Raw genomic sequence first — 19020 nt, forward strand, 5'->3', positions numbered from 1 at the left:
ACGAAGGGGCGCGCATGGCCGACGAGACGCAGGACATTCACGACCAGGACCTCGGCACCAGCCCTTCGCGGATCAACGATCCACGTATCCGTCACGAGGTTGCCCGTGCCATCGTATGGGTCGGCGTGGTCGGCGCAGTGGCGCTCGCGATCTGGATCGCCCGCCCTTTGCTGGTGATCTTCGGCGCCATGGTCTTCGCCTCGATGATCGATGGCGGCGCACGCCTGCTTGGCCGGGCGCTCAACATCGCGCGGGTCTGGCGCGTCTCGATCGTTCTGTTCGTCACTGCCGCCTTCCTGCTGTGGCTTGCCTATTTCGCCGGGTCGACGATCTCGCAGGAAGCGGCGCAGTTTCCCGCGATCATCGAACGGCAGATTACCGAGCTGATCGACTGGGCGGGCCGGCAGGGCTTCCAGGTCGACCAATCACAGCTGCAGAACTATCTCGGCAATATCGGCAGCGGCATCAGCACCGTCACCAAGGCGCTGGGCGGCATTCTCGGCGGCGCGGCGACCATCGTCCTGATCCTCGTGATCGGCGTCTATGTCGCGATCGACCCGCAGCTCTACGAACGCGGGGTCGCCTGGATGCTCCCACGCGAGCAGCGCGACCGCTTTTACATCACCGCAGCGCGGATGGGCCAGACCATGCGCCGCCTGATGGCCGGGCGCCTGCTCGGCATGGTGGTCGAGGCAGTGTTCACCTATGTGATGCTCGCCTGGGTCGCCCCGCTGGTGGGGATCGGCGCGGTGCCGATGGCGGCGCTGCTCGCGATCCTGACCGGCCTTCTGGCCTTCGTCCCTAATCTGGGCGCGCTGATCTCGGGCGCGCTGATGGTGCTGGTCGGCTTCTCGGGCGGGGCGGAAATGGGCATCTACACCATTGCGGTCTATTTCTTCGTGCAGAATTTCGACGGCTATGTCGTCATCCCGATGATCGCCAAGAAGACGGTCGACCTGGCGCCGGCGCTGGTGCTCGCGTTCCAGTTGATCATGGGCATATTGTTCGGGATACTCGGCCTGTTTCTGGCCGATCCGCTATTGGCGATGATCAAGGTCGCGCTCGAACGCCGGGCCGAACAGGCGAACGAGAACCAAACCAGAGAGGGTGCGAAAGATGGCGCGTAAGTTCCTGTACTTCATTGCGGTCTGCATCGTGCTGGTCATCATCGGCGGGATCGCGCTGACGATCTGGTCGCGCGAAGCAACCGAGATCGCTTTCGTCCCGCGTGGCGACTTCGTCGAGCAGGCGCCGCTCGACGCCAATGCCTACCAGGACCCGGAGATGTGGTATTCGCGCCCCGGCCTCGGCACCAGCGATCCGGCGCGCTATCAGCCGGCGGTCGCCGACGCCCAACCCGACCCGGCTGGACGCGAACCCTCGCCCGACGCACCCGCTGCCGAACAGAGCCTCGACCGCGGCGACCCGCTTGCGACCACCACCTCGACCACGGGCGAAGCGGCAGACCCGCAGGCGCTGCCCGAGTTCGCGGTCTTCTTCGTTCCGCCGACCAGCTATATCCAGGCGGGCGGCGACTGGAACGCGACGCTCGAAGATGCGACCACCAACAATCGCGCGCGCGTCTTCCTCAAGGGACTTGCCAGCCCGTTCAATCGCGCGGACGAATTGTGGGCGCCCAAATACCGTCAGGCGGCGGCAGGGGCCTTCCTGACCAACCGGCCCGAAGCGCAGCAGGCGATCGACGCCGCCTATGCCGATGTCGCGCAGGCGTTCGACTATTTCCTCGACAGCGTGGACGAAGACAAGCCGATCGTGCTCGCCGGGCATAGCCAGGGCGCCGCGCATATCCTGCGCCTGCTGCAGGACAGGGTTGCAGGGACGCCGCTCGAAGCGCGGATTGCCGCAGTTTACGCGCCCGGCTGGCCGGTATCGGTCGAGCATGATCTGCCTTCGCTGCCCTTCCCCGCCTGCGCTTCGGCGGACCAGGCGCAATGCCTGCTCGCCTGGTCGGCCTTTTCCGACGATGGCGATGCCGACATGATCATGCGCCGCTACGAGGCCACCGTAGGCTATGACGGCGAGCCGCGTGGCACCGGGCCGATATTGTGCGTCAATCCGCTGACCGGCAGCGCAAATGGCGACGCCCCCGCCAGCGCCAATCTGGGCACGCTGGTCCCCGACGAAACCCTTTCGAAAGGCGAACTGGTCGCGGGCGCAATCCCGGCGCGCTGCGGCGCGAATGGCCTGCTCTATATCGGAGATCCGCCCGAGCTGGGCGAAGGCGTGCTGCCGGGCGGCAATTACCACGTTTACGATATCCCGCTGTTTTGGAAGAACTTGCAGGAAGACGTCATTGCACGGGTGAAGGCATGGACGGCAGCGCGGGCCTCGTAACCGACAACGCGCTGACCTATGGCGACGTGCTGGCGGAAGGCGGCGCATTGCTCGGGCTCGATCTGGGCACCAAGACCATCGGCGTCGCCACATGCGATGCCGGCTGGCGTTATGCCACCGCGGGCAAGACGATCACGCGCAGCAAGTTCACCAAGGATTGCGGCGCGCTGCGCACGATCGTCACCGAGCGGAAGATCGCCGGCGTGGTGATCGGCCTGCCGCGCAATATGGACGGAACCGAGGGCCCGCGCGCACAGGCCAGCCGCGCTTATGCGCGCAACCTTGCGCAGACGCTGCACTTGCCCGTGCTGCTGTGGGACGAGCGCTGGTCGACTTCGAGCGCCGAGGCAGCAATGATCGGGCAGGACATGAGCCGCGCCAAACGCGCCACCAAGATCGACAGCCATGCCGCCGCGATCATCCTACAGGGCGCGATAGACGCACTGGCCGGCGGCGGGTTATAGTGCTGGCCGCAATGCGGCTGATCGACGCCCTCAGGCACCTCGTGACCGGCGAAGGCGCGGATCCCGACACCGGGTTGGGCCACCGCGAACGCGCCTTGTCGCGGGCGCTGGCGATCATCGCTGCGATCTTCCTGATCCTCGGCTTCGCGCTGTTCGCGATGCTCTATGGCTGAAGCCGGGCGCGGCGCGCCTGCGCCTCGCGTGCCAGCATCACATTTCCCGCCAGTTCGGCCTCGCGCCACAGGGCGTCGCGTTCCGCCGCGCTGCTGGCCAAGCTGACGCGCGCTTCGAAACAGGCCAGCCGCATTCGTCCGCTGGGATGGTGGCGTCCGAAGTCTTCGGCCAAGTCGAGAGCGTCGGCATCGCCCAGCGCGACTGCGCAGCGCAGGAAGGTCTCGCTGGCCGACGGGTTCAGCACCGCGCTCACTTCCGACCTCTCGAGATCGAAGCCATATTGGTCGAACCAGTCCTGCCCCGCCCCGACGCGCATGATATTGAGCGAAACCGACGTCGCCTCGGGCGGGAGCTGCGCATGAACATCGACATGCGCGCGGTAGTGCATCAGCCGCCCCTCGTGCAGCGCGCTGCGTTCGATAAAGCGCAAAGCCACGCGCTCGCCCGTAAATCCGGCGATCGAGGGATAGTCGATTTCGTAATAGTCGCTGCGATAGCCGGGCCCGAAATAACCCGCAGTGAGGAAATCGAAATTGTGGTCGTGCGGCACGCTGTAGACAAAGCTGCCCGCGCCGCTGCTGCGGAAACAGCTTTCATCCTCGCTCGGCCAGATATTGGCGCGCAGGAAGCAGCCGCCGACCAATGGGGACAGCACGATGACTTGCGGGCCATAGGCGCTGTCCTCGAATGTATCGCGATGCCGTTCGCGCAAATGGTCGATCAGCAGGTCGCCGAGAAAGGTCCGGTTGTTGGCCAGCCGCGCGAGCGCGGCTGCCGCTTCCATGGTGCTGCTGTCGTCCTGCGGATCGAACCCGTCGGCAATCGCTTCCACGGTTTCAGAGAGGCTCGCCGACCGGGTTTCGTAGTTCGCGATTATGCGGGGCATGGAGCGGGCTCCCATCGAGCGAGCTGCGGATGGGCTTCCACCAGCCGGGCGCGCAATGCGCCCGCCTCGGGGGCCAGATCATCGGTAGGATCGGTTGCAATCCTGTCGAGCGCGGCAAATCCCGCCGCGCTGTCGAGCGCCAGGCACTCGCGCAAGGCCTGCCAGCGCAAATGATCGCTGCCCGAACGGGTCAACGCCGCCAGGACGGGCGCGGCATCCTTGCGGCGCATCCGGCCAAGCAAGGCCATCATCATTTCGTCGCGGCTTTCGTGCCGGTCCCCGCTCGCCCGGTGCACCAGCCTGCCCGTGGCGAGGTCGTACTGGCGGGTCGGCCGGGGCCGTGGGGCGATCCGCGTGAGGCGCAGAGTGAGAAGACGTCCGTGAACCCGGCGGACCATCCGTGATTTGGCCGCGCCGGCAAAGCTGAGCCGGTCGCCTGCCCCGATGGTGCGGCAGCGGCTGTCGATGACTGCATGATCGCGACGCTCTCCGCGGATTTCGAGAAGCCCAATATCGGCCGCGCCCGCCAGCACGATTTCGTCCCATTCGCTATCGGGGAATGTCGCCACCGTGCTGGCATCCTGCACCGCTTGATCGTCGTGGAGCGCCAGACCCAGCGCGGCGCGCCCCTTTGCCGCCAGCTGGAGAAAGTGGAACCCCGGGCGCGACTGGTGGCGAAATGCCAGCTGTGCGAGCGGACACGCGCGGTGCACTTCCGCCAGCCTCCCGACGAGCGGCGCAATGACGCGCATCGCCGCGCCGCCATTGGCAAAGAGGCCCGTGAGCGCCGGACAATCATCCAATCTTGCCCCCGAACCGTAGGCCTCGAGATCCCGAAGGACAGGCGCCAAGCCCGCGTCCTTGCGGCACTCTGCAACAATTTGGACAACCGCCTCGCTCATGGCGCGCTGCGCGGCAGTGTCGCCACGCAGCGCGCCGATTTGCGGATCGATATGCATCTCGCCGTCAACCGGTCAGAGCAGCATTTCGACCAGCATGTGGTCGTAAACATAGACCATGATCGCCACGATCGTGTCGTCCGGTCCAGCGGACGAGAAGCTGCCGAACAGCCCGGTCGCTGCATCCAGATCGGGCAGACTGCCCAGCTCGATCTCGGGAAATTTCATGTGGTTCTCCTACATTCGGGCGAACCCCGACCCCGTGTCCCCGTCCGCCACTGGCGAGACTGGCGAAGCACGCGGCCCGCTTGAAATTAAAACATTGTAAGCGCGTGAACTGCGCGGCTATCGCGGCAGGCGATGAGCGAGCAGCCGCGAAAATTCGATCCGTCCAAGGCGACGTCCTTCTTCACGGGACGCGGCCATCCGGGCTGGCTGGGGCTGAAATATTCGGACCATGGCGACGACTGGGTCGAGCTCGAACTACCGTGGCGCGAAGACCTGCTTGGTGAAGAAGGCCAGCGCGTGCTCGCCTCGGGACCGATCCTCAGCCTGATGGACATGGCCAGCGGCATGGCGATCTGGCGCGCGATGGACGAATTTTCCGCCATCGCCACGCTTGACCTGCGCGTCGATTACGTCCGCCCCGCGCGCGAGGGCGCAAGCGTATTCGGGCGGTCACAATGCTATCGCCTCACGCGCAGCGCGGCGTTCGTCCGCGGCCTCGCGCATGATGGCGATGCCGGTGATCCGGTGGCGCATATCCAGGCGGTCTTCATGAAGATCGCGTCGACGGCGAGGCTCTGACATGGCGGATATCCCCGAAATCGAGGCGCTGACGCCCTACGCCCGTTCGCTCGGCATTACGCTCGATAGCTGGGAGGACGGGACGCCAATCCTGTCGGTGCCGTTCGACGAAATAGTCGAGGGACGCCCCGATCATTACCATGGCGGTGCGACCGGCGGCCTGCTCGAAACCGCGGGCTATGCCGTCTTGCGCGCCGAGCTGGCACGGCAGGACCGTGCCGCCATGCTCAAGCCGATCAACATCACCGTGCAATATCTCGCGGCGGGCAAGAGCCGCACCAGCTATGCCATGGGGCGGATTACCAAACTCGGGCGGCGCAGCGCGAACATCACCGTCGAAGCGTGGCAGGACGAGCGCAGCCGCCCGATCGCGACTGCCGTAATGAATGTCCTGATGGCCGAACCGACCGGCTAGTTCCCCGCGTCCTCGGTCTCGCGCAGCCGTTCGTCACGGCGGTTGCGGATCGCCTCGAAACGGCGCTCGTCCGCGCGGCGGCGGGCTTCCTCGATCGCTTGCTCGTCCACGGCGAGACCATCCTCACCGATAGTAATGTCGACCGGAATGCCGTCGATCTCGGTCGAGAATACCGCCTCGCCATCGCGGATGCGCAGGCGCGAATTGCCATCGCCCAGCGGAATGTCATCGAGGCCGGGGACGTCGAGCGGCTCGATCGGCGTGCCGGGATCGTTTTGTTCGCGCGGCGCGGGCTGGCTCGGCGCAGCCTTCACATTCATCGCCCCGTTCATGAAGTCGCGCCAGATCTTCGCGGGCAGCCCCCCGCCGCTGATCCCGCCTGCGAGCGGCGAATTGTCGTCGTTCCCGATCCATACGCCGACCACCAGATCGCCCGCATAGCCGACGAACAGCGCATCGCGATTGTCCTGGCTGGTCCCGGTCTTGCCGAAGTTCGGCCCGCGTAGCATCGCCGCGCGCCCGGTGCCGTCGTTGATGGCGGCGCGCAGCATGCCCTGGATATCGTCATGCGTCCGGCCGGATAGCGAACCCGGCCCGTCCCACAGCGTCTCCCACCAGCCCTTCTCTTCGCGCGCGAAGGCATGCGGTTCGACCGGGAAGGCGTTGGCGGCAATCCCCGCATAGGCGGCGGTCAGTTCGATCAGGGTCATGCTGGTGGACCCCAGCGCAATGCTCGGATCGCCTTCGACGAAAGAGGCGCGGATGCCGAAATCGCGCGCGGTCTGGATTACCTTCTCCGAGCCTACTTCGTTGAACAGCCGCAGCGTCGCGACATTGCTCGACCGGGCAAGTGCATCGCGCAGCGTGATCGTCTCCGAATACCGCTCATTGGCATTGCGTGGGCGGTAGCTGCCCTCGGAGATTTCGGTATTCGCGATCTCGTCGTCGGGCGACCAGCCATCGCGCAGCGCCGCCAGATAGACGAAAGTCTTGATGGTCGATCCCGGCTGGCGCTTGGCCTGCGTCGCGCGGTTGAAGGGCGATTTCGCATAGTCCTTGCCGCCGATCATCGCCACGACCTCGCCATTGCGGCGCATGGCGACAAGCGCGACCTGCGCCCCGCCCAGCGGCGCGCGCTGCGTCACCTGACGGGCGATATTCTGCAGGCGGCTGTCGAGCGTGGTGGTCAGCGTCTGGCGTTCATAGCCCTGCTCGGTCAGTTCGCGCGCCCCGGGCAGCGCCCAGTCGGCGAAATAGGTCCCCGTGGGCAGATCGTTGCGCGTGCGCACGTCGAGCGCGGGCGGCTTCATCGCGCGCGCTTCGGCCTCGGTAATATAGCCCGCATCGACCATCGATTGCACCACGATCCGCATGCGCCGTTCCGCGCGGTCGTAATGTCGCGTCGGGGCATAGGCGCTTGGCGCCTGCAACAACCCCGCGAGCATCGCCGCCTGGTTGGGCTTGAGGTTCTCCGGCTTGCGGTAGAAATAGTGCAGGCTCGCCGCGCGCAGCCCGTAAACATTGTCACCGAAATAGGCGTTGGAGAGATAGCGGCTGAGGATGTCGTCCTTGGTCAGCCAGCTTTCGAGCCAGAAGGCGATCAGCGCCTCGCGCGCCTTACGCGTCAGCGTGCGTTCGGGCGTCAGGAAGGTGAACTTCGCCAGCTGCTGGGTGATCGTGCTGCCCCCGCCGGTGCCGGTGAAGGCCGCCCGGGCAATCCCGCGCGGGTCGATCCCCCAATGCGAATAGAACCGGCGATCCTCGGTTGCGAGGAACGCCGCGATCACATGCGGTGGCAGGTCCGCGACCGCGACCGGTTCGTCGGTTATGGCCCCATTGCGTGCGATCGGCGTGCCATCGGCGGCAAGCAGCGTGATCTGCGGGGCGGCTATCGGTTCGAGCGATTTCGACAGCGGCGCGGTTATCGCCAGCCATGCGACCAGCACGATGAACAGGGCGATTATCGCCGCGAGTATGCGCCCCAGCCACCAGCGCTTGCGGCGGCTGCGCCAGTAATCGCGTTGCCACCAGCGCAGGCGTTTTTTCTCTTCCGCTTCGAGCGCGCTGTCGAGGCGGTCGAGCCGGCTGTCCCAATCGTCGTAATCGAGCGTATCGTGGGTGGCGTAATAGCCGCTATGCGACGGAAGTTCCGCGTGCGGCTGCGGCCTGCGCCGGAAGAGGTTGAATACGCCCATCGCCTACTGTGTTAACCGAACAATACAGGCAGGGATAGGGGGTCTCGCCTTAACTCTTGCCAACCACGCTCTCGGGCAGGTCGTCGCCAAACACGCGCTGGTAGTATTCGGCCACCAGCATGCGTTCTTCCTCGTCGCATTTGTTGAGGAAGGACAGGCGGAAGGAGAAGCCGACATCCTTGAAGATGGCGTAGTTCTGCGCCCAGGTGATGACCGTCCGCGGGCTCATCACGGTGGAGATATCGCCATTGATGAAGCCCTGCCGCGACAAATCGGCGACCTTGATCATGTCGGCGAGGATCTTGGGATCGATATCGGGGTTCTTCGCCTCGACGATTCTTTGCTCGGTTTCGGCGGGCAGGTAGTTGAGGCCGACGACGATGTTCCAGCGATCCATCTGGCCCTGGTTGATCTGCTGCGTGCCGTGATAGAGGCCCGAGGTGTCGCCCAGCCCGACCGTGTTGGCGGTGGCGAACAGGCGGAAGCCCGGATCGGGGCGGATGACGCGGTTCTGGTCGAGCAGCGTCAGCTTGCCCTGCTGTTCGAGCACGCGCTGGATCACGAACATCACATCGGGGCGGCCCGCGTCATATTCGTCGAACACCAGCGCCACCGGGTGCTGCAGCGCCCACGGCAGCAGGCCTTCGCGGAATTCGGTGACCTGCAACCCATCGCGCAGCACGATGGCGTCGCGCCCGACAAGGTCGATCCGGCTGATATGCGCATCGAGGTTGATGCGGATACACGGCCAGTTGAGCCGCGCGGCGACTTGTTCGATATGCGTCGATTTGCCCGTGCCGTGATAGCCCTGCACCATCACGCGGCGGTCGTGCGCAAAGCCCGCGAGAATCGCAAGCGTGGTGTCCGGGTCGAACACGTAGGATTCGTCGAGGTCGGGCGTGCGCTCGTCCGGCTTGGAGAAGGCGGGCACCTGCCAGTCGATATCGATCCCGAAGGTTTCGCGCACGTCGACGGTGGTGTCGGGCGCGGGGAGGACGGTCTTGGCGGAAGCGTCGAAGCTCTTGTCGGTCATATCGTTCATCGCGTGTGGCGGGGTAGCGGGATGGATAGGTAGCTGCAAGCAACGAAATTGCACCCCGGCCCAAGCACCACTCGACTCCCCTTGCAAGCGGTCGCATAGTCACGTCGATGCCGCCGATACCCTTGTCCGAACGCCTGCGCCTCAAGCTCGTCGAGCAGGTGCGCGGCGTGTTCAACGACGTCGAGAGCGGGCAGCAACCGGTCCCGCCTTCGGACGAGGCACTGTTCGCCAGGGACACGCCGATCCGGATGGTCCACGCCGATATCGTGGCGATGATGGTCGGCGGGGTCCGCAGTCTGCTGCTGCAGATGCTGCATCCGCATGCGCTGCAGGGCGTCCTCGACCATTCGAACTTCCGCAGCGACATGCACGGGCGGCTGCGGCGGACCGCGCGGTTCATCGCGGTGACAACCTTCGGCCACCGGGACGATGCGCAGGCGGCTATCGACCGCGTCAACCGCATCCACGCCGCCGTCGGCGGGACATTGCCCGATGGATCGCCCTATGCGGCCAGCGACCCGCGCGTGCTGGCGTGGGTGCATGTCGCCGAAGCGACCAGTTTCCTTGCCGCCTATCTGCGCCATGTTCGGCCCGATATGCCGGGCGCCGAGCAGGACGAATACTATCGCCAGTTCGCGGTTGTCGCGCTGGCGCTGGGCGCCGATCCGGTGCCGACGAACCGCGCCGAGGCCGAGGTGATCTTTCGCGAATTGCGCAGCGACCTAGCCGCATCGCCCGCGGCGCGCGAGGTCGCCGATCTCGTGCTCAGCCAGCGCCCCAAGGGCGCCCCGCCCGCGGTCCAGACGCTGCTCGGTGCCGAAGCGGTGGCGCTGCTGCCACCCTTTGCGCGCTCGATGCTCGGTCTCGAACGCCCCGGGCTGGCGGCGATCCCCGCGCGCGCGGCGACCTGGGGCATGGGCAAGACGCTGCGCTGGGCGTTCCGCCAGACCTAGGCGATCGGCGCGGGCAATTCGAAGATATCGGCATAGACGAGCGCCAGATCGCGGTCCCCCTCGATCACCAGTCCGGCATCACGCTCCAGCTCGTCGGCTCCAACCCCTCCATAGAGTAAGCCCGCCAGAACCGGGGCGCCGGGGGCACGGAACACCGCCTCGGCAATACCCGGATCGGCGCGCTCGATCGGCAATGCGCCATTCGCCAACCGCGCGACGAATGTTTCGCCGACGATGTCGAAGCCGATCGTCGCCTGCATGCCCGCGGCCTTGGCGGGATCGAACATGGTGCGCATCGACAGCATCAGCGACACAGGCGAAAGCGGCAGCGTGGGATCGTGCCGCGACGACATCGCCGCCCAGCGCCCGAGTTCCTGCACCAGCGGTTCGGCGCGATAACCCCATTCGGTCAGTTCATAGACCTGCGCCGACACCGGCGGCGGCAGCTTGCGCCGGTTCAGCACACCTGCTTCCTCCAGCCCTGCCAGCCGTTCGGTCAGGACCTTCGCGGAAATACCCGGCAGCCTGACGCGCAGGTCGGAAAACCGCCGGGCACCGAACATGAGTTCCCTGACGACGAGCAGCGCCCAGCGTTCACCCACCAGCTCCATTGCAAACGCCGTTCCGCAAGCGTCGTCGTACCATTTTCCGTGACCCATAGTTTCTTTTTGTAACTTCATAGTTGCTTTTAGTAACTCATCGACGCATCACACTCAAGGTCCGAGTCGGTCGGGCCCTTTAGGGAGAGCATCATGAGCAAGTTGATATTCGTAAACCTGCCGGTCACGGACCTGGCACGATCCACGGCGTTTTACGAGGCGGTCGGTTTCAACAAGAACCCCAAGTTCAGCAATGAGCAGGCCTCGTGCATGGTGTGGTCGGACACAATTCACTTCATGCTGCTCAGGCATGATTTCTGGAAGACCTTCACCGACAAGGAGATTGTCGATGCGCCCAAAGCGGCGCAGGTCCTGCTGTGCCTGACCCGCGACAGCAGGGACGAGGTCGATGCCATGGTCGCGCAGGCCGGGGCCGCCGGCGGCGCACTCGACCCGACACCGGTGCAGGACATGGACTTCATGTACGGGCGCAGCTTCGAGGATCCCGACGGTCATATCTTCGAGATCAGCTGGATGGACCCGCAGATGACCGCCGAAGGTCCGCCCGCCGAAGCAATGGCGTGACGCCAGACTGGAGGAACGAACAGATGTATATCGACGGATTTGTGATGGCGGTCCCCACCGCCAACAAGGAAAAGTTCACTGCGCATGCCGAAATGGCGGACAGTGTTTTCATCGACTTAGGTGCGACGCGTGTGATCGAATGCTGGGGCGATGACGTGCCTGACGGCGAAACCACCGACTTCCGCAAGGCGGTGAAGGCCAAGGATGACGAGGCCGTGGTGTTCTCCTGGATCGAATGGCCGGACAAGAAGACCCGCGATGCCGCAATGGCGAAGATGATGTCCGAGGACTTCTCCGACGAGCGGATGGATCAGGAGAAGAACCCCATGCCGTTCGACGGCAAGCGGCTGATCTTCGGCGGGTTCGCCCCCGTCGCCGAACTCAAGGGAGCATGACCATGGCCAACGCCCAGGGCGATTTCGTGTGGTACGAGCTGATGACCACGGACGCGGATGCCGCGCAGGCTTTCTACGAACCGCTGATCGGCTGGACCTTTGCCGATAGCGGCACGCCGGATGTCGATTACCGGATCGGCAGCATGGCAGGCACCGAAGTGGTCGGCATGATGCAATTGAGCGAAGAGATGCAGCAGGGCGGCGCGCGCCCGGCGTGGATCGGCTATATCGCGGTTGACGATATCGGCGGCTCGATTGCCGCGCTGAAGGACAAGGGAGGCCACCTGTTCATGGGACCCAACCACCTCGACGGCGTGGGCCATATGGCAATGGTCGCCGATCCGCAGGGCGCGCCTTTCTACCTGATGCAGCCCGAAGGCGAGGGCAGCGAATCCTTCGCCAAGCACGAACCGCGCGACGGGCATTGCGCCTGGAACGAGCTGGTCACCGACGCCCCAGACGCAGCGGGCGAATTCTATTCCGCACTGTTCGGCTGGCAGAAGGGCGAGGCGATGGATATGGGTGAGCTGGGCCTCTACCAGATGTACGTCCACGCCGATTACGGCCTCGGCGCGATGATGAAGCGGCCCGAACAGATGCCGGTTTCGCTGTGGTGCCATTATTTCCGCGTCCCGCAAATCGACGCGGCGAAGGCCCATATCGAGAAGAATGGCGGGCAAATCGTCAACGGGCCGATGGAAGTCCCGGGCGGCGAATTCGCGCTGCAGGCGGTCGATCCGCAGGGCGCGATGGTCTCGCTGATCGGCAAGTAGGGAGGCTGGGAAAATGGCGGACTATACATTCTACACCAATCCGATGAGCCGCGGGCAGATCGTCCGTTGGGCGCTGCACGAGGCGGGTGCGGATTACGAACAGCAGATCGTCGAATACGGCCCGACAGAGGGCAAGCCTGCGGCGTTCATTGCGGCCAACCCGATGGGCAAGGTTCCCACTCTGGTCCACCATCACGGCGATCACGATCATGTCGTGACCGAGGCTGCCGCGATTTGCCACTACCTTGCAGAAATGCACCCCGATACCGGGCTACTTCCCAAAGCACATGAAAAAGCGCGATATTTCCGCTATCTGTTCTTTGCCGCCGGGCCGGTAGAGCAGGCCATCATCGCCAATTCGATGGGCTGGTCGGTCGATCCGCAAAAGGAAGGCTCGCTGGGCTTTGGCAGCTACGAACGCATGGTCGAGGCCTTCGAAGCCATGCTGACCGGGCGCGATTACGTGTGCGGCGATCGTTTCACGATGGCCGACGTCTATGTCGGCAGCCAGGTCGACTGGGGCCTTGCGTTTGGCACCCTGCCCCAGCGCGATGCCTTCGCCGCCTATGCCGAACGGTTGCGCACGCGCGAGGCGTATATTGCCGCCAAGGCAATCGACAACGACCTGATCGCACAGCGGGAGGCTACCGATGCCTGAGGTACGCAAGGCGAGTGTATTTCTATGGTTCGACAGCGAGGCGGAGGACGCGGCGCGGTTTTATGCCGAAACATTCCCCGATAGCCGGATCGACAATCTCGTGCGCCCCGTAAACGACGTTCCCGGCACCAAGGCCGGCGAGGTCCAGATCGTCGAGATGACCCTGCTCGGGATACCGTACGCGCTGCTCAATGCGGGGCCGCACACCGTCCCCAACGATGCCTACTCGCTGCAGGTCTATACCGAAGACCAGGCAGAGACCGACCGCTACTGGGATGCGATTGTCGGCAATGACGGCGAGGAAATCATGTGCGGCTGGTGCAAGGACAAATGGGGCTATCGCTGGCGAATCACGCCCCGCGCCTTGATGGCGTCGCTGACCGATCCCGATCCCGCGGCGTCGAAGCGCGCGCAGGAAGCGATGCTGACGATGAAGAAGATCGACATCGCCGCGATCGAAGCCGCCAAATGCGGAGACTGATATGGCACGCAAGATTACCGGTTCGCTATTCGTTTCCCTCGATGGAGTGATTCAGGCACCCGGCGGGCCGACCGAAGACCCCACCAACGGATTCGACGAGGGTGGTTGGCTGTTCAAGCTTCCGGACGACGGCGTAAACCAGACCTTAGGCGACCTGTTCGGCGGCGCATACGATCTGCTGCTTGGCCGCCGGACCTACGATATCTTTGCCGCCTATTGGCCGTATGTCGAAGGCCCCGAGGCAGCGCTGGGCAAGGCATTTTCCCACGCCAATAAATATGTGCTCACCGGTAGCAACGCCCCGCTGCCATGGGAGAACAGCCACCGCCTGACGGATTGGGAGGAGGTGGCCAAGCTAAAGGAGAGCGAGGGCCCGGACCTGATCGTGCAAGGTTCGGGATCGATCTACCCCGGCCTGCTGGGCACCGGTTTGCTCGATCGATTGATCCTCATAACCTATCCGGTAATCCTGGGCCGCGGCAAACGCTGGTTCGGGGCGGAAACGCCGGCTCGCAAGCTGGACATGACCGACCACTACGTCACCGATAAAGGGACGATCATTGCCAGCTATGCCCCGGGTGGCGATTTGCCGGCATACCCTGCCGACGCGCTCACACCGAGCACCAGCGACCGCGAAGCGGAACGGCAAGCGCGGATTGCCAATGGCACCTGGTAGGCTGGTCAGGCGATCGCGCGGGATTTGCGCAGCATCTGATAGGCTTCGACCACGCGGTTGAGACGCGTTTCGTGCTGGCGGTCGCCGCCGTTGCGGTCCGGGTGGTACCGGCGCACGAGTTCGGAATAGCGGCGGCGCAGGCCGCGCCGGTCGACGTCGAGCCCCAGCCCCATGGTTTCGAGCGCCTCGGCTTCCTCGCGGCTGAAGCGGCCGTCCATCGCCATTTCGGCTTCGCGGCGCGCGCGGCTCTTGATCCCGCTGGCGCGCGCGGAGATCGCGTCGAGTGGATCGGTGAAGTCGGACCAGCGCGGCATGCCGTCCACCCCGGCGGTGGGGCGAAAGCTCGGGCTTTCGGTGCGCCAGCCCGCACCCGGCGCCTGCGCGGCGAAGATTTCCTCGGCGCTCATGCCCTCGAACCAGTCATAGCCGGCATTGAATTCGCGCACATGGTCGAGACATAGCCAGCGCCATTCGGCGGGCCCGTCGAAACCGTGGCCCTGCCCGCTGGGCGCGCGAAATTCGCCCGGCTCGTCGCAGGTGGGATGGGCGCAGACCCGGCCCGAGCCTGCATGTTGTCCGTGAAACTTTGTCTGGCGCATTCGTTCTAGGATGGGGAGCGAAGTGCGCTAAGGAAACCCCCAAAGAGGAGATTCGAACCCGTGTCAGGACCCGTCCAGCAGGAAATGGAACGCCTTTTGAGCCAGGCATTCAGCCCGACCCGGCTCGAAGTGATCAATGACAGCGCCAAGCACGCCGGCCATTCGGGCGACGACGGCAGCGGCGAATCGCATTTCACCGTGGTGATCGAAGCCGCCGCCTTTGCCGACCAGAGCCGCCTCGAACGCCAGCGCATGGTGAACCGCGCGCTGGGCGACATCCCGGGCGAGCGCGTCCATGCGCTGGCCATCCAGGCCTCGGCCCCGACCAGCTAGGAGGTTCGCGAAGATGAGCCAGATCGACCAAGTCCTTGTCCCGACTACGCACGATCTCGGCCAGTTTACGGTCCGCCGCGTGCTGCCCGCGCGCCAGCGCAGCATGGTCGGGCCATTCATCTTCGTCGACCAGTTCGGCCCCGCGCAGCTCGATCTTGGCGCGGGCATGGATGTCCGCCCGCACCCGCACATCAATCTCGCCACGGTGACCTGGCTGTTCGAAGGCGCGATCGACCACCGCGACAGCCTCGGTACGTATTCGACCATCCGGCCCGGACAGGTCAATCTGATGACCGCCGGGCGCGGCATCGTCCATTCGGAACGCTCGCCCGATGCGGAACGCAGGGGCGGACCCAAGCTGTACGGTATGCAGACCTGGCTGGCGCTGCCCGACGGGCGCGAGGAAATCGATCCTGCCTTCGAAGCGATTACCGAACTGCCGGTGATCGAAGACGGGCGCGCCACGGCGATCGTCATCATGGGAGAACTGTGGGGCGAACGCGCGCCGACGACGACACACGCAGCGACGATCTATGCCGAGATCGTGCTGGGCGCGGGCGGCGCGATCCCGCTGGAAGACGATGCCGACGAACGCGCGGTCATGCTGGTCGGCGGCGACGCGAGCGTCGATGGCCATGCGCTGAAGGAATTCGAGCTCGCCGTGCTCCAGCCGGGGCGCGACATGACGCTGGCGAGCACAGGCGGTGCACGAGTGATGCTGATGGGCGGCGAGGCGTTCACCACTCCCCGCCATGCGTGGTGGAATTTTGTCAGTTCGAGCCGCGAGCGTATCGAGCAGGCGAAGCAGGATTGGCGCCAGGACCGCTTTCCAAAAGTCCCGGGTGACGAGGATGAGCGCATCCCGCTGCCCGAGGGCGCGCCGAAGACCGTAACCTATCCTTGAGGGGGGAGAATGATGAGCTTCGTAGGCAAGACCGCCTGGATCACGGGCGCGAGCAGCGGCATTGGCGCGGCGCTCGCGCGTGAATGGGCGGCACGCGGCGCGCGGATCATCCTGTCGGGCCGCGACGCGGCACGGCTGGCTCAAGTGGCAGACGATATCGACGGCGAAACGCTGATCCTGCCCTTCGACGTGCGCGACGAGGCCGCGATGACAGCCGCAACGCAGCAGGCGATCGAATGGCACGGCGGCGTGGACGTCTTCGTCGCCAATGCGGGTATTTCGCAGCGCAGTGCGGCGGTGGATACCGACATGGCGGTATACCGCGAGATCATCGACATCGACCTCACCGCGCAGATCGCCGCGACGCAGGCGCTGCTGCCCCATCTGGTCGCGCGGCAGAGCGGCACGCTCTTGTTCATAAGCTCGATCGCCGGAAAGGTCGGCGTGCCGATGCGCACCGCCTATTGCGCGGCCAAATTCGGGCTCATCGGTTATGCCGACGCGCTACGGGCCGAACTGTCGCAGCAAGGCGTTTCGGTGCATGTCGTGTGCCCGGGATCGGTCGCCACCGATGTCAGCCGCAACGCGCTGACCGCCGATGGCAGCAAGCGCGGGCGCAGCGACAAGGTGATCGACAACGGCATCGCCCCGGACGACGCCGCCAAACGTATCGTCGACGCGGTGGAGGCCAACCAGCGCGAGATCATCGTGGCCGAAGGCGTGGAAGAGGCGATGGGCGAGCTGCGAAGGACACCCGATCAACTGCTCGACCAGGTCGCGGGCATGGTCGCGGCTGGATATATGGACAAGATGAAGGCGGACGATTGAGCATGCCGCTGCAGCAGAAGCGCGTGGTGCTGGCGAACGGTATCGAACTCGATGTGGTGGACGAAGGCCCGCGCGATGCACCCGTGCTGATCTTCCTGCACGGTTTTCCCGAAAGCCACCGCACCTGGCGCAACCAGATCCCGCATTTCTCCGATCGCTTTCGCTGCATCGCGCCCGACCAGCGCGGCTATCGCGGGTCGTCCAAGCCGCAGGAGGTCGAGGCCTATACGCCCGACAAGCTGGTGGGCGATGTGTTCCTGCTCGCCGATGCGCTGGGCGTGGACCGGTTCACCATCGTCGGTCACGACTGGGGCGGCGCGATCGCCTGGGGCGTGGCCTATGGCGGCATGGCGAACGGCCGCGTCACGCGCGCGATCATTGCCAATGCACCGCATCCGGTGCTGTTTCCCAAGCTGCTCTACACCAATCGCCAGCAGCGCGAGGCGAGCCAGTATTTTACCGAATTCCGCGATCCCGCGAATGATGCGCTGGTGCGCGAACATGGCCTTGCGCCGCTGCTGATGAAAGCCTTCGAAGGCCAAGTCATGAGCAGGATCCAGGAAGATGAAGCGGCAGCGATGCTGAAGGACTGGTCCGATCCCGATGCCGCGTTCGGAATGCTCAACTATTACCGCGCCAGCCCGATGGAGGTGTTGCCGCTCGATGCGCCCTACGAGCTTCCGGAAAACTACCAGCCCTACGCGCTGCCGAAACTGACGCTGCCGACTCTGGTGATCTGGGCGATGGCTGACGAGGCCTTGCCGCCGGCAAATCTCGAGGGGCTGGACGAAGTCATTGCGGACCCGGAAGTCGTGCAAGTCCCCGACTGCGGACATTTCGTTCAGTGGGAAGCACCCACCGCCTTCAACGCGGCGGTCGACGCGTTTCTCGACCGCACCGGCTGATCAGCCAGCCCATTCGATCCAAGCGCCGTGCGGATGCGCGGTGGCAAGCTGCTGCCAGCTGTCCCCGCCCGGCCAGTAGCGCACAGTCAATTCGTGCCGGTGGGTGTCGCGATTGGCCTCGAGACTAACCCAGGCAAGCGGCGTGGTTTCGCCCGCGCGCTTGCCGGCCGCTTCCATCAGGGCGACGATCCGCTCGCGCTCGTCGGCGGGGATATACTGCCAGACCACCGAATGCATCAGCACCCGCGTAGTCCCTTCGGGCTGCGGCTCTCCAAGCCGCTCCTCGAGGAAGTCGGCCGCATTCATCCGCGCGATCTCGGGCGGGAAGGTGTTCGCGGCTTCGACCGCGGCATCCATGCGCGCGAAACGCTCGGTAAACTCGGGCCAGATGTAGGCCTTCAGGCGCAAGGCTTGCGCCGGATCGGTGAGGTCGACAGGGGCGACATCGCACCCTCGCGCGCCGACGATATCGAAGCAGCGCGCAGGCGGCGCCTCCCCGCGCCATTCGGGCACCAGCTTCATGCGCGAGGTCTTCGGCCCCACCGCCGCCCCGCCCAATTCGTAGCGATAGCGCCGCATCATCAGGTTGATCCCTGCGCTCGATCCAATCTCGAGCAGGTCGAGATCCGCAGGCAGGCCGCGATCCACCAGCCACAGGAAAGCCGCGGCGAAATTGGCCGACCGCCCGGCCTCATTGGTCTGCGGCGGACCGTCGAGCCACGGCATGAGATAGGGTTCGTGCCGCTCGATCGCATCGGCGATCAGTTCGGCGGCATGGGTGGGGCCCAGCCCTTCGTAGATCGGGGCCAGCGCGGGTTCCTCGCCCCCAAGGTGCAGCGCATGCAGCCCGCCCGCGATACGCAGGGGCAAGGCATCGGCCAGCGCCGGTCCGGCCCAGCGCCGCACCCGGCGCATCACCGCGCCGCCGCGTTCGGTGTCGAGCAATTGGTACAGCGCCTCGCAGACCAGAGCGGTAATCGGCGCCCCGCTGTCGCGGCAATAGGCAACCTGGTTTTCGAACGCCCGCGCCACTGCCTCGGGGCCGATGGCCCCCGGTTCGGTTACGCGATACTGAGCCTTGTCGATCGCCATTG

The 19020-nt window shown here is 65.2% G+C and carries 25 protein-coding genes; 17 read left to right on the top strand and 8 right to left on the bottom strand.

Annotation, left to right across the window (positions count from 1 at the left end; genetic code table 11):
• The first annotated feature begins 14 nt into the window (after window positions 1-14).
• From V6B15_RS08545 to V6B15_RS08560, 4 genes are read left to right on the top strand one after another with little or no spacing between them, the layout of a single operon-like run.
• On the top strand, window positions 15-1127 hold the full coding sequence (locus V6B15_RS08545) for an AI-2E family transporter (protein ID WP_334200802.1): 1113 nt from the start codon (window positions 15-17) through the stop codon (window positions 1125-1127).
• On the top strand, window positions 1117-2355 hold the full coding sequence (locus V6B15_RS08550) for a DUF3089 domain-containing protein (protein WP_334200803.1): 1239 nt from the start codon (window positions 1117-1119) through the stop codon (window positions 2353-2355). Before V6B15_RS08545 ends, V6B15_RS08550 begins: the two co-directional genes overlap by 11 nt.
• Window positions 2331-2819 carry a Holliday junction resolvase RuvX gene (gene ruvX, locus V6B15_RS08555; protein WP_334200804.1) on the top strand — a complete coding sequence of 163 codons (489 nt, stop codon included), beginning with the start codon at window positions 2331-2333 and terminating at the stop codon, window positions 2817-2819. Before V6B15_RS08550 ends, ruvX begins: the two co-directional genes overlap by 25 nt.
• The gene (locus V6B15_RS08560) at window positions 2819-2992 is read left to right on the top strand and encodes a hypothetical protein (RefSeq protein WP_334200805.1); all 174 of its coding nucleotides are present in this window, start codon (window positions 2819-2821) and stop codon (window positions 2990-2992) included. Before ruvX ends, V6B15_RS08560 begins: the two co-directional genes overlap by 1 nt.
• On the opposite strand, the gene V6B15_RS08565 is transcribed toward V6B15_RS08560, so the two are convergent.
• Genes V6B15_RS08565 through V6B15_RS08575 form a run of 3 tightly spaced genes read right to left on the bottom strand, consistent with a single transcriptional unit; the run spans window position 2983 to window position 5006 of the window.
• Window positions 2983-3879 carry a transposase gene (locus V6B15_RS08565; RefSeq protein WP_334200806.1) on the bottom strand — a complete coding sequence of 299 codons (897 nt, stop codon included), beginning with the start codon at window positions 3877-3879 and terminating at the stop codon, window positions 2983-2985. The two genes, V6B15_RS08560 and V6B15_RS08565, sit on opposite strands and share 10 nt — an antisense overlap.
• Entirely contained in the window at window positions 3867-4838 is a 972-nt protein-coding gene (locus tag V6B15_RS08570; RefSeq protein WP_334200807.1) for a hypothetical protein, read from the bottom strand. The genes V6B15_RS08565 and V6B15_RS08570 overlap by 13 nt, the downstream gene beginning before the upstream one ends.
• Before the next feature lie 15 nt (window positions 4839-4853).
• Window positions 4854-5006, bottom strand: coding sequence for a hypothetical protein (locus V6B15_RS08575; protein WP_253517366.1), 153 nt, complete (start codon window positions 5004-5006; stop codon window positions 4854-4856).
• Between the two features lie 132 nt (window positions 5007-5138).
• Here V6B15_RS08575 and V6B15_RS08580 point away from each other — a divergent pair, with 132 nt between their 5' ends.
• Window positions 5139-5585, top strand: coding sequence for a PaaI family thioesterase (locus V6B15_RS08580; RefSeq protein WP_263606401.1), 447 nt, complete (start codon window positions 5139-5141; stop codon window positions 5583-5585).
• Between the two features lies 1 nt (window position 5586).
• Complete coding sequence (locus V6B15_RS08585; protein ID WP_334200808.1) at window positions 5587-6000, top strand: PaaI family thioesterase; 414 nt, start codon at window positions 5587-5589, stop codon at window positions 5998-6000.
• Here V6B15_RS08585 and V6B15_RS08590 read toward each other — a convergent pair.
• Window positions 5997-8195, bottom strand: a complete 2199-nt coding sequence (locus V6B15_RS08590) for a transglycosylase domain-containing protein (protein ID WP_334200809.1) — start codon at window positions 8193-8195, stop codon at window positions 5997-5999. The two genes, V6B15_RS08585 and V6B15_RS08590, sit on opposite strands and share 4 nt — an antisense overlap.
• A 49-nt stretch (window positions 8196-8244) precedes the next feature.
• Entirely contained in the window at window positions 8245-9237 is a 993-nt protein-coding gene (cobS, locus tag V6B15_RS08595) for a cobaltochelatase subunit CobS (protein WP_253517388.1), read from the bottom strand.
• Window positions 9238-9344: 107 nt separating this feature from the next.
• On the opposite strand from cobS, the gene V6B15_RS08600 reads away from it, so the two are divergent.
• A complete protein-coding gene (locus V6B15_RS08600) occupies window positions 9345-10190 on the top strand; it encodes an oxygenase MpaB family protein (RefSeq protein ID WP_334200810.1) in 846 nt (281 codons plus the stop codon).
• On the opposite strand, the gene V6B15_RS08605 is transcribed toward V6B15_RS08600, so the two are convergent.
• Window positions 10187-10801 carry a winged helix-turn-helix transcriptional regulator gene (locus tag V6B15_RS08605; protein ID WP_334200811.1) on the bottom strand — a complete coding sequence of 205 codons (615 nt, stop codon included), beginning with the start codon at window positions 10799-10801 and terminating at the stop codon, window positions 10187-10189. The genes V6B15_RS08600 and V6B15_RS08605 overlap by 4 nt on opposite strands.
• A 141-nt stretch (window positions 10802-10942) precedes the next feature.
• On the opposite strand from V6B15_RS08605, the gene V6B15_RS08610 reads away from it, so the two are divergent.
• From V6B15_RS08610 to V6B15_RS08635, 6 genes are read left to right on the top strand one after another with little or no spacing between them, the layout of a single operon-like run.
• Window positions 10943-11374 (top strand): VOC family protein, encoded by a 432-nt coding sequence (locus V6B15_RS08610; protein ID WP_334200812.1) that lies wholly within the window; start codon window positions 10943-10945, stop codon window positions 11372-11374.
• 23 nt (window positions 11375-11397) lie between these two features.
• Window positions 11398-11769 carry a DUF1428 domain-containing protein gene (locus V6B15_RS08615; protein WP_334200813.1) on the top strand — a complete coding sequence of 124 codons (372 nt, stop codon included), beginning with the start codon at window positions 11398-11400 and terminating at the stop codon, window positions 11767-11769.
• 2 nt (window positions 11770-11771) lie between these two features.
• A complete protein-coding gene (locus V6B15_RS08620) occupies window positions 11772-12542 on the top strand; it encodes a VOC family protein (RefSeq protein WP_334200814.1) in 771 nt (256 codons plus the stop codon).
• 13 nt (window positions 12543-12555) lie between these two features.
• The gene (locus V6B15_RS08625) at window positions 12556-13200 is read left to right on the top strand and encodes a glutathione S-transferase family protein (RefSeq protein ID WP_334200815.1); all 645 of its coding nucleotides are present in this window, start codon (window positions 12556-12558) and stop codon (window positions 13198-13200) included.
• Window positions 13193-13681: a VOC family protein gene (locus V6B15_RS08630; protein ID WP_334200816.1), complete on the top strand. Its 489-nt coding sequence runs from the start codon at window positions 13193-13195 to the stop codon at window positions 13679-13681. The genes V6B15_RS08625 and V6B15_RS08630 overlap by 8 nt, the downstream gene beginning before the upstream one ends.
• 1 nt (window position 13682) lies before the next feature.
• Window positions 13683-14357, top strand: a complete 675-nt coding sequence (locus V6B15_RS08635; RefSeq protein ID WP_334200817.1) for a dihydrofolate reductase family protein — start codon at window positions 13683-13685, stop codon at window positions 14355-14357.
• Between the two features lie 5 nt (window positions 14358-14362).
• Here V6B15_RS08635 and V6B15_RS08640 read toward each other — a convergent pair whose 3' ends face one another.
• Window positions 14363-14956 carry a J domain-containing protein gene (locus tag V6B15_RS08640; protein ID WP_334200818.1) on the bottom strand — a complete coding sequence of 198 codons (594 nt, stop codon included), beginning with the start codon at window positions 14954-14956 and terminating at the stop codon, window positions 14363-14365.
• Between the two features lie 60 nt (window positions 14957-15016).
• Here V6B15_RS08640 and V6B15_RS08645 point away from each other — a divergent pair, with 60 nt between their 5' ends.
• From V6B15_RS08645 to V6B15_RS08660, 4 genes are read left to right on the top strand one after another with little or no spacing between them, the layout of a single operon-like run.
• Window positions 15017-15289 carry a BolA family protein gene (locus V6B15_RS08645; RefSeq protein ID WP_253517439.1) on the top strand — a complete coding sequence of 91 codons (273 nt, stop codon included), beginning with the start codon at window positions 15017-15019 and terminating at the stop codon, window positions 15287-15289.
• A 13-nt stretch (window positions 15290-15302) separates the two neighbouring features.
• Window positions 15303-16193 carry a pirin family protein gene (locus V6B15_RS08650; protein WP_334200819.1) on the top strand — a complete coding sequence of 297 codons (891 nt, stop codon included), beginning with the start codon at window positions 15303-15305 and terminating at the stop codon, window positions 16191-16193.
• A 12-nt stretch (window positions 16194-16205) separates the two neighbouring features.
• Complete coding sequence (locus V6B15_RS08655) at window positions 16206-17021, top strand: SDR family NAD(P)-dependent oxidoreductase (protein WP_334201346.1); 816 nt, start codon at window positions 16206-16208, stop codon at window positions 17019-17021.
• Window positions 17022-17023: 2 nt separating this feature from the next.
• Window positions 17024-17926, top strand: a complete 903-nt coding sequence (locus tag V6B15_RS08660) for an alpha/beta fold hydrolase (protein WP_334200820.1) — start codon at window positions 17024-17026, stop codon at window positions 17924-17926.
• Here the strand turns inward: V6B15_RS08660 and V6B15_RS08665 are convergent, their stop codons facing one another.
• Window positions 17927-19018, bottom strand: coding sequence for a DUF2332 domain-containing protein (locus tag V6B15_RS08665; RefSeq protein WP_334200821.1), 1092 nt, complete (start codon window positions 19016-19018; stop codon window positions 17927-17929). It abuts the gene before it with no gap.
• Between the last annotated feature and the right edge of the window lie 2 nt (window positions 19019-19020).

This window comes from Qipengyuania sp. Mu-71 (assembly GCF_036867055.1).
GTDB classification, from domain to species: Bacteria; Pseudomonadota; Alphaproteobacteria; order Sphingomonadales; family Sphingomonadaceae; genus Qipengyuania; species Qipengyuania profunda.

Bases quoted from the DNA above. Each gene is read 5' to 3' on its own strand.
- V6B15_RS08550 (WP_334200803.1), top strand. From the start codon at position 1,117: ATGGCGCGTAAGTTCCTGTACTTCATTGCGGTCTGCATCGTGCTGGTC.
- V6B15_RS08635 (WP_334200817.1), top strand. From the start codon at position 13,683: ATGGCACGCAAGATTACCGGTTCGCTATTCGTTTCCCTCGATGGAGTG.
- cobS (WP_253517388.1), bottom strand. From the start codon at position 9,237: ATGAACGATATGACCGACAAGAGCTTCGACGCTTCCGCCAAGACCGTC.
- V6B15_RS08625 (WP_334200815.1), top strand. From the start codon at position 12,556: ATGGCGGACTATACATTCTACACCAATCCGATGAGCCGCGGGCAGATC.
- V6B15_RS08570 (WP_334200807.1), bottom strand. From the start codon at position 4,838: ATGCATATCGATCCGCAAATCGGCGCGCTGCGTGGCGACACTGCCGCG.
- V6B15_RS08605 (WP_334200811.1), bottom strand. From the start codon at position 10,801: ATGGAGCTGGTGGGTGAACGCTGGGCGCTGCTCGTCGTCAGGGAACTC.
- V6B15_RS08590 (WP_334200809.1), bottom strand. From the start codon at position 8,195: ATGGGCGTATTCAACCTCTTCCGGCGCAGGCCGCAGCCGCACGCGGAA.
- V6B15_RS08630 (WP_334200816.1), top strand. From the start codon at position 13,193: ATGCCTGAGGTACGCAAGGCGAGTGTATTTCTATGGTTCGACAGCGAG.
- V6B15_RS08585 (WP_334200808.1), top strand. From the start codon at position 5,587: ATGGCGGATATCCCCGAAATCGAGGCGCTGACGCCCTACGCCCGTTCG.
- V6B15_RS08660 (WP_334200820.1), top strand. From the start codon at position 17,024: ATGCCGCTGCAGCAGAAGCGCGTGGTGCTGGCGAACGGTATCGAACTC.
- V6B15_RS08545 (WP_334200802.1), top strand. From the start codon at position 15: ATGGCCGACGAGACGCAGGACATTCACGACCAGGACCTCGGCACCAGC.
- V6B15_RS08600 (WP_334200810.1), top strand. From the start codon at position 9,345: ATGCCGCCGATACCCTTGTCCGAACGCCTGCGCCTCAAGCTCGTCGAG.
- V6B15_RS08575 (WP_253517366.1), bottom strand. From the start codon at position 5,006: ATGAAATTTCCCGAGATCGAGCTGGGCAGTCTGCCCGATCTGGATGCA.
- V6B15_RS08610 (WP_334200812.1), top strand. From the start codon at position 10,943: ATGAGCAAGTTGATATTCGTAAACCTGCCGGTCACGGACCTGGCACGA.
- V6B15_RS08620 (WP_334200814.1), top strand. From the start codon at position 11,772: ATGGCCAACGCCCAGGGCGATTTCGTGTGGTACGAGCTGATGACCACG.
- V6B15_RS08580 (WP_263606401.1), top strand. From the start codon at position 5,139: ATGAGCGAGCAGCCGCGAAAATTCGATCCGTCCAAGGCGACGTCCTTC.
- V6B15_RS08640 (WP_334200818.1), bottom strand. From the start codon at position 14,956: ATGCGCCAGACAAAGTTTCACGGACAACATGCAGGCTCGGGCCGGGTC.
- ruvX (WP_334200804.1), top strand. From the start codon at position 2,331: ATGGACGGCAGCGCGGGCCTCGTAACCGACAACGCGCTGACCTATGGC.
- V6B15_RS08565 (WP_334200806.1), bottom strand. From the start codon at position 3,879: ATGCCCCGCATAATCGCGAACTACGAAACCCGGTCGGCGAGCCTCTCT.
- V6B15_RS08615 (WP_334200813.1), top strand. From the start codon at position 11,398: ATGTATATCGACGGATTTGTGATGGCGGTCCCCACCGCCAACAAGGAA.
- V6B15_RS08655 (WP_334201346.1), top strand. From the start codon at position 16,206: ATGAGCTTCGTAGGCAAGACCGCCTGGATCACGGGCGCGAGCAGCGGC.
- V6B15_RS08650 (WP_334200819.1), top strand. From the start codon at position 15,303: ATGAGCCAGATCGACCAAGTCCTTGTCCCGACTACGCACGATCTCGGC.
- V6B15_RS08665 (WP_334200821.1), bottom strand. From the start codon at position 19,018: ATGGCGATCGACAAGGCTCAGTATCGCGTAACCGAACCGGGGGCCATC.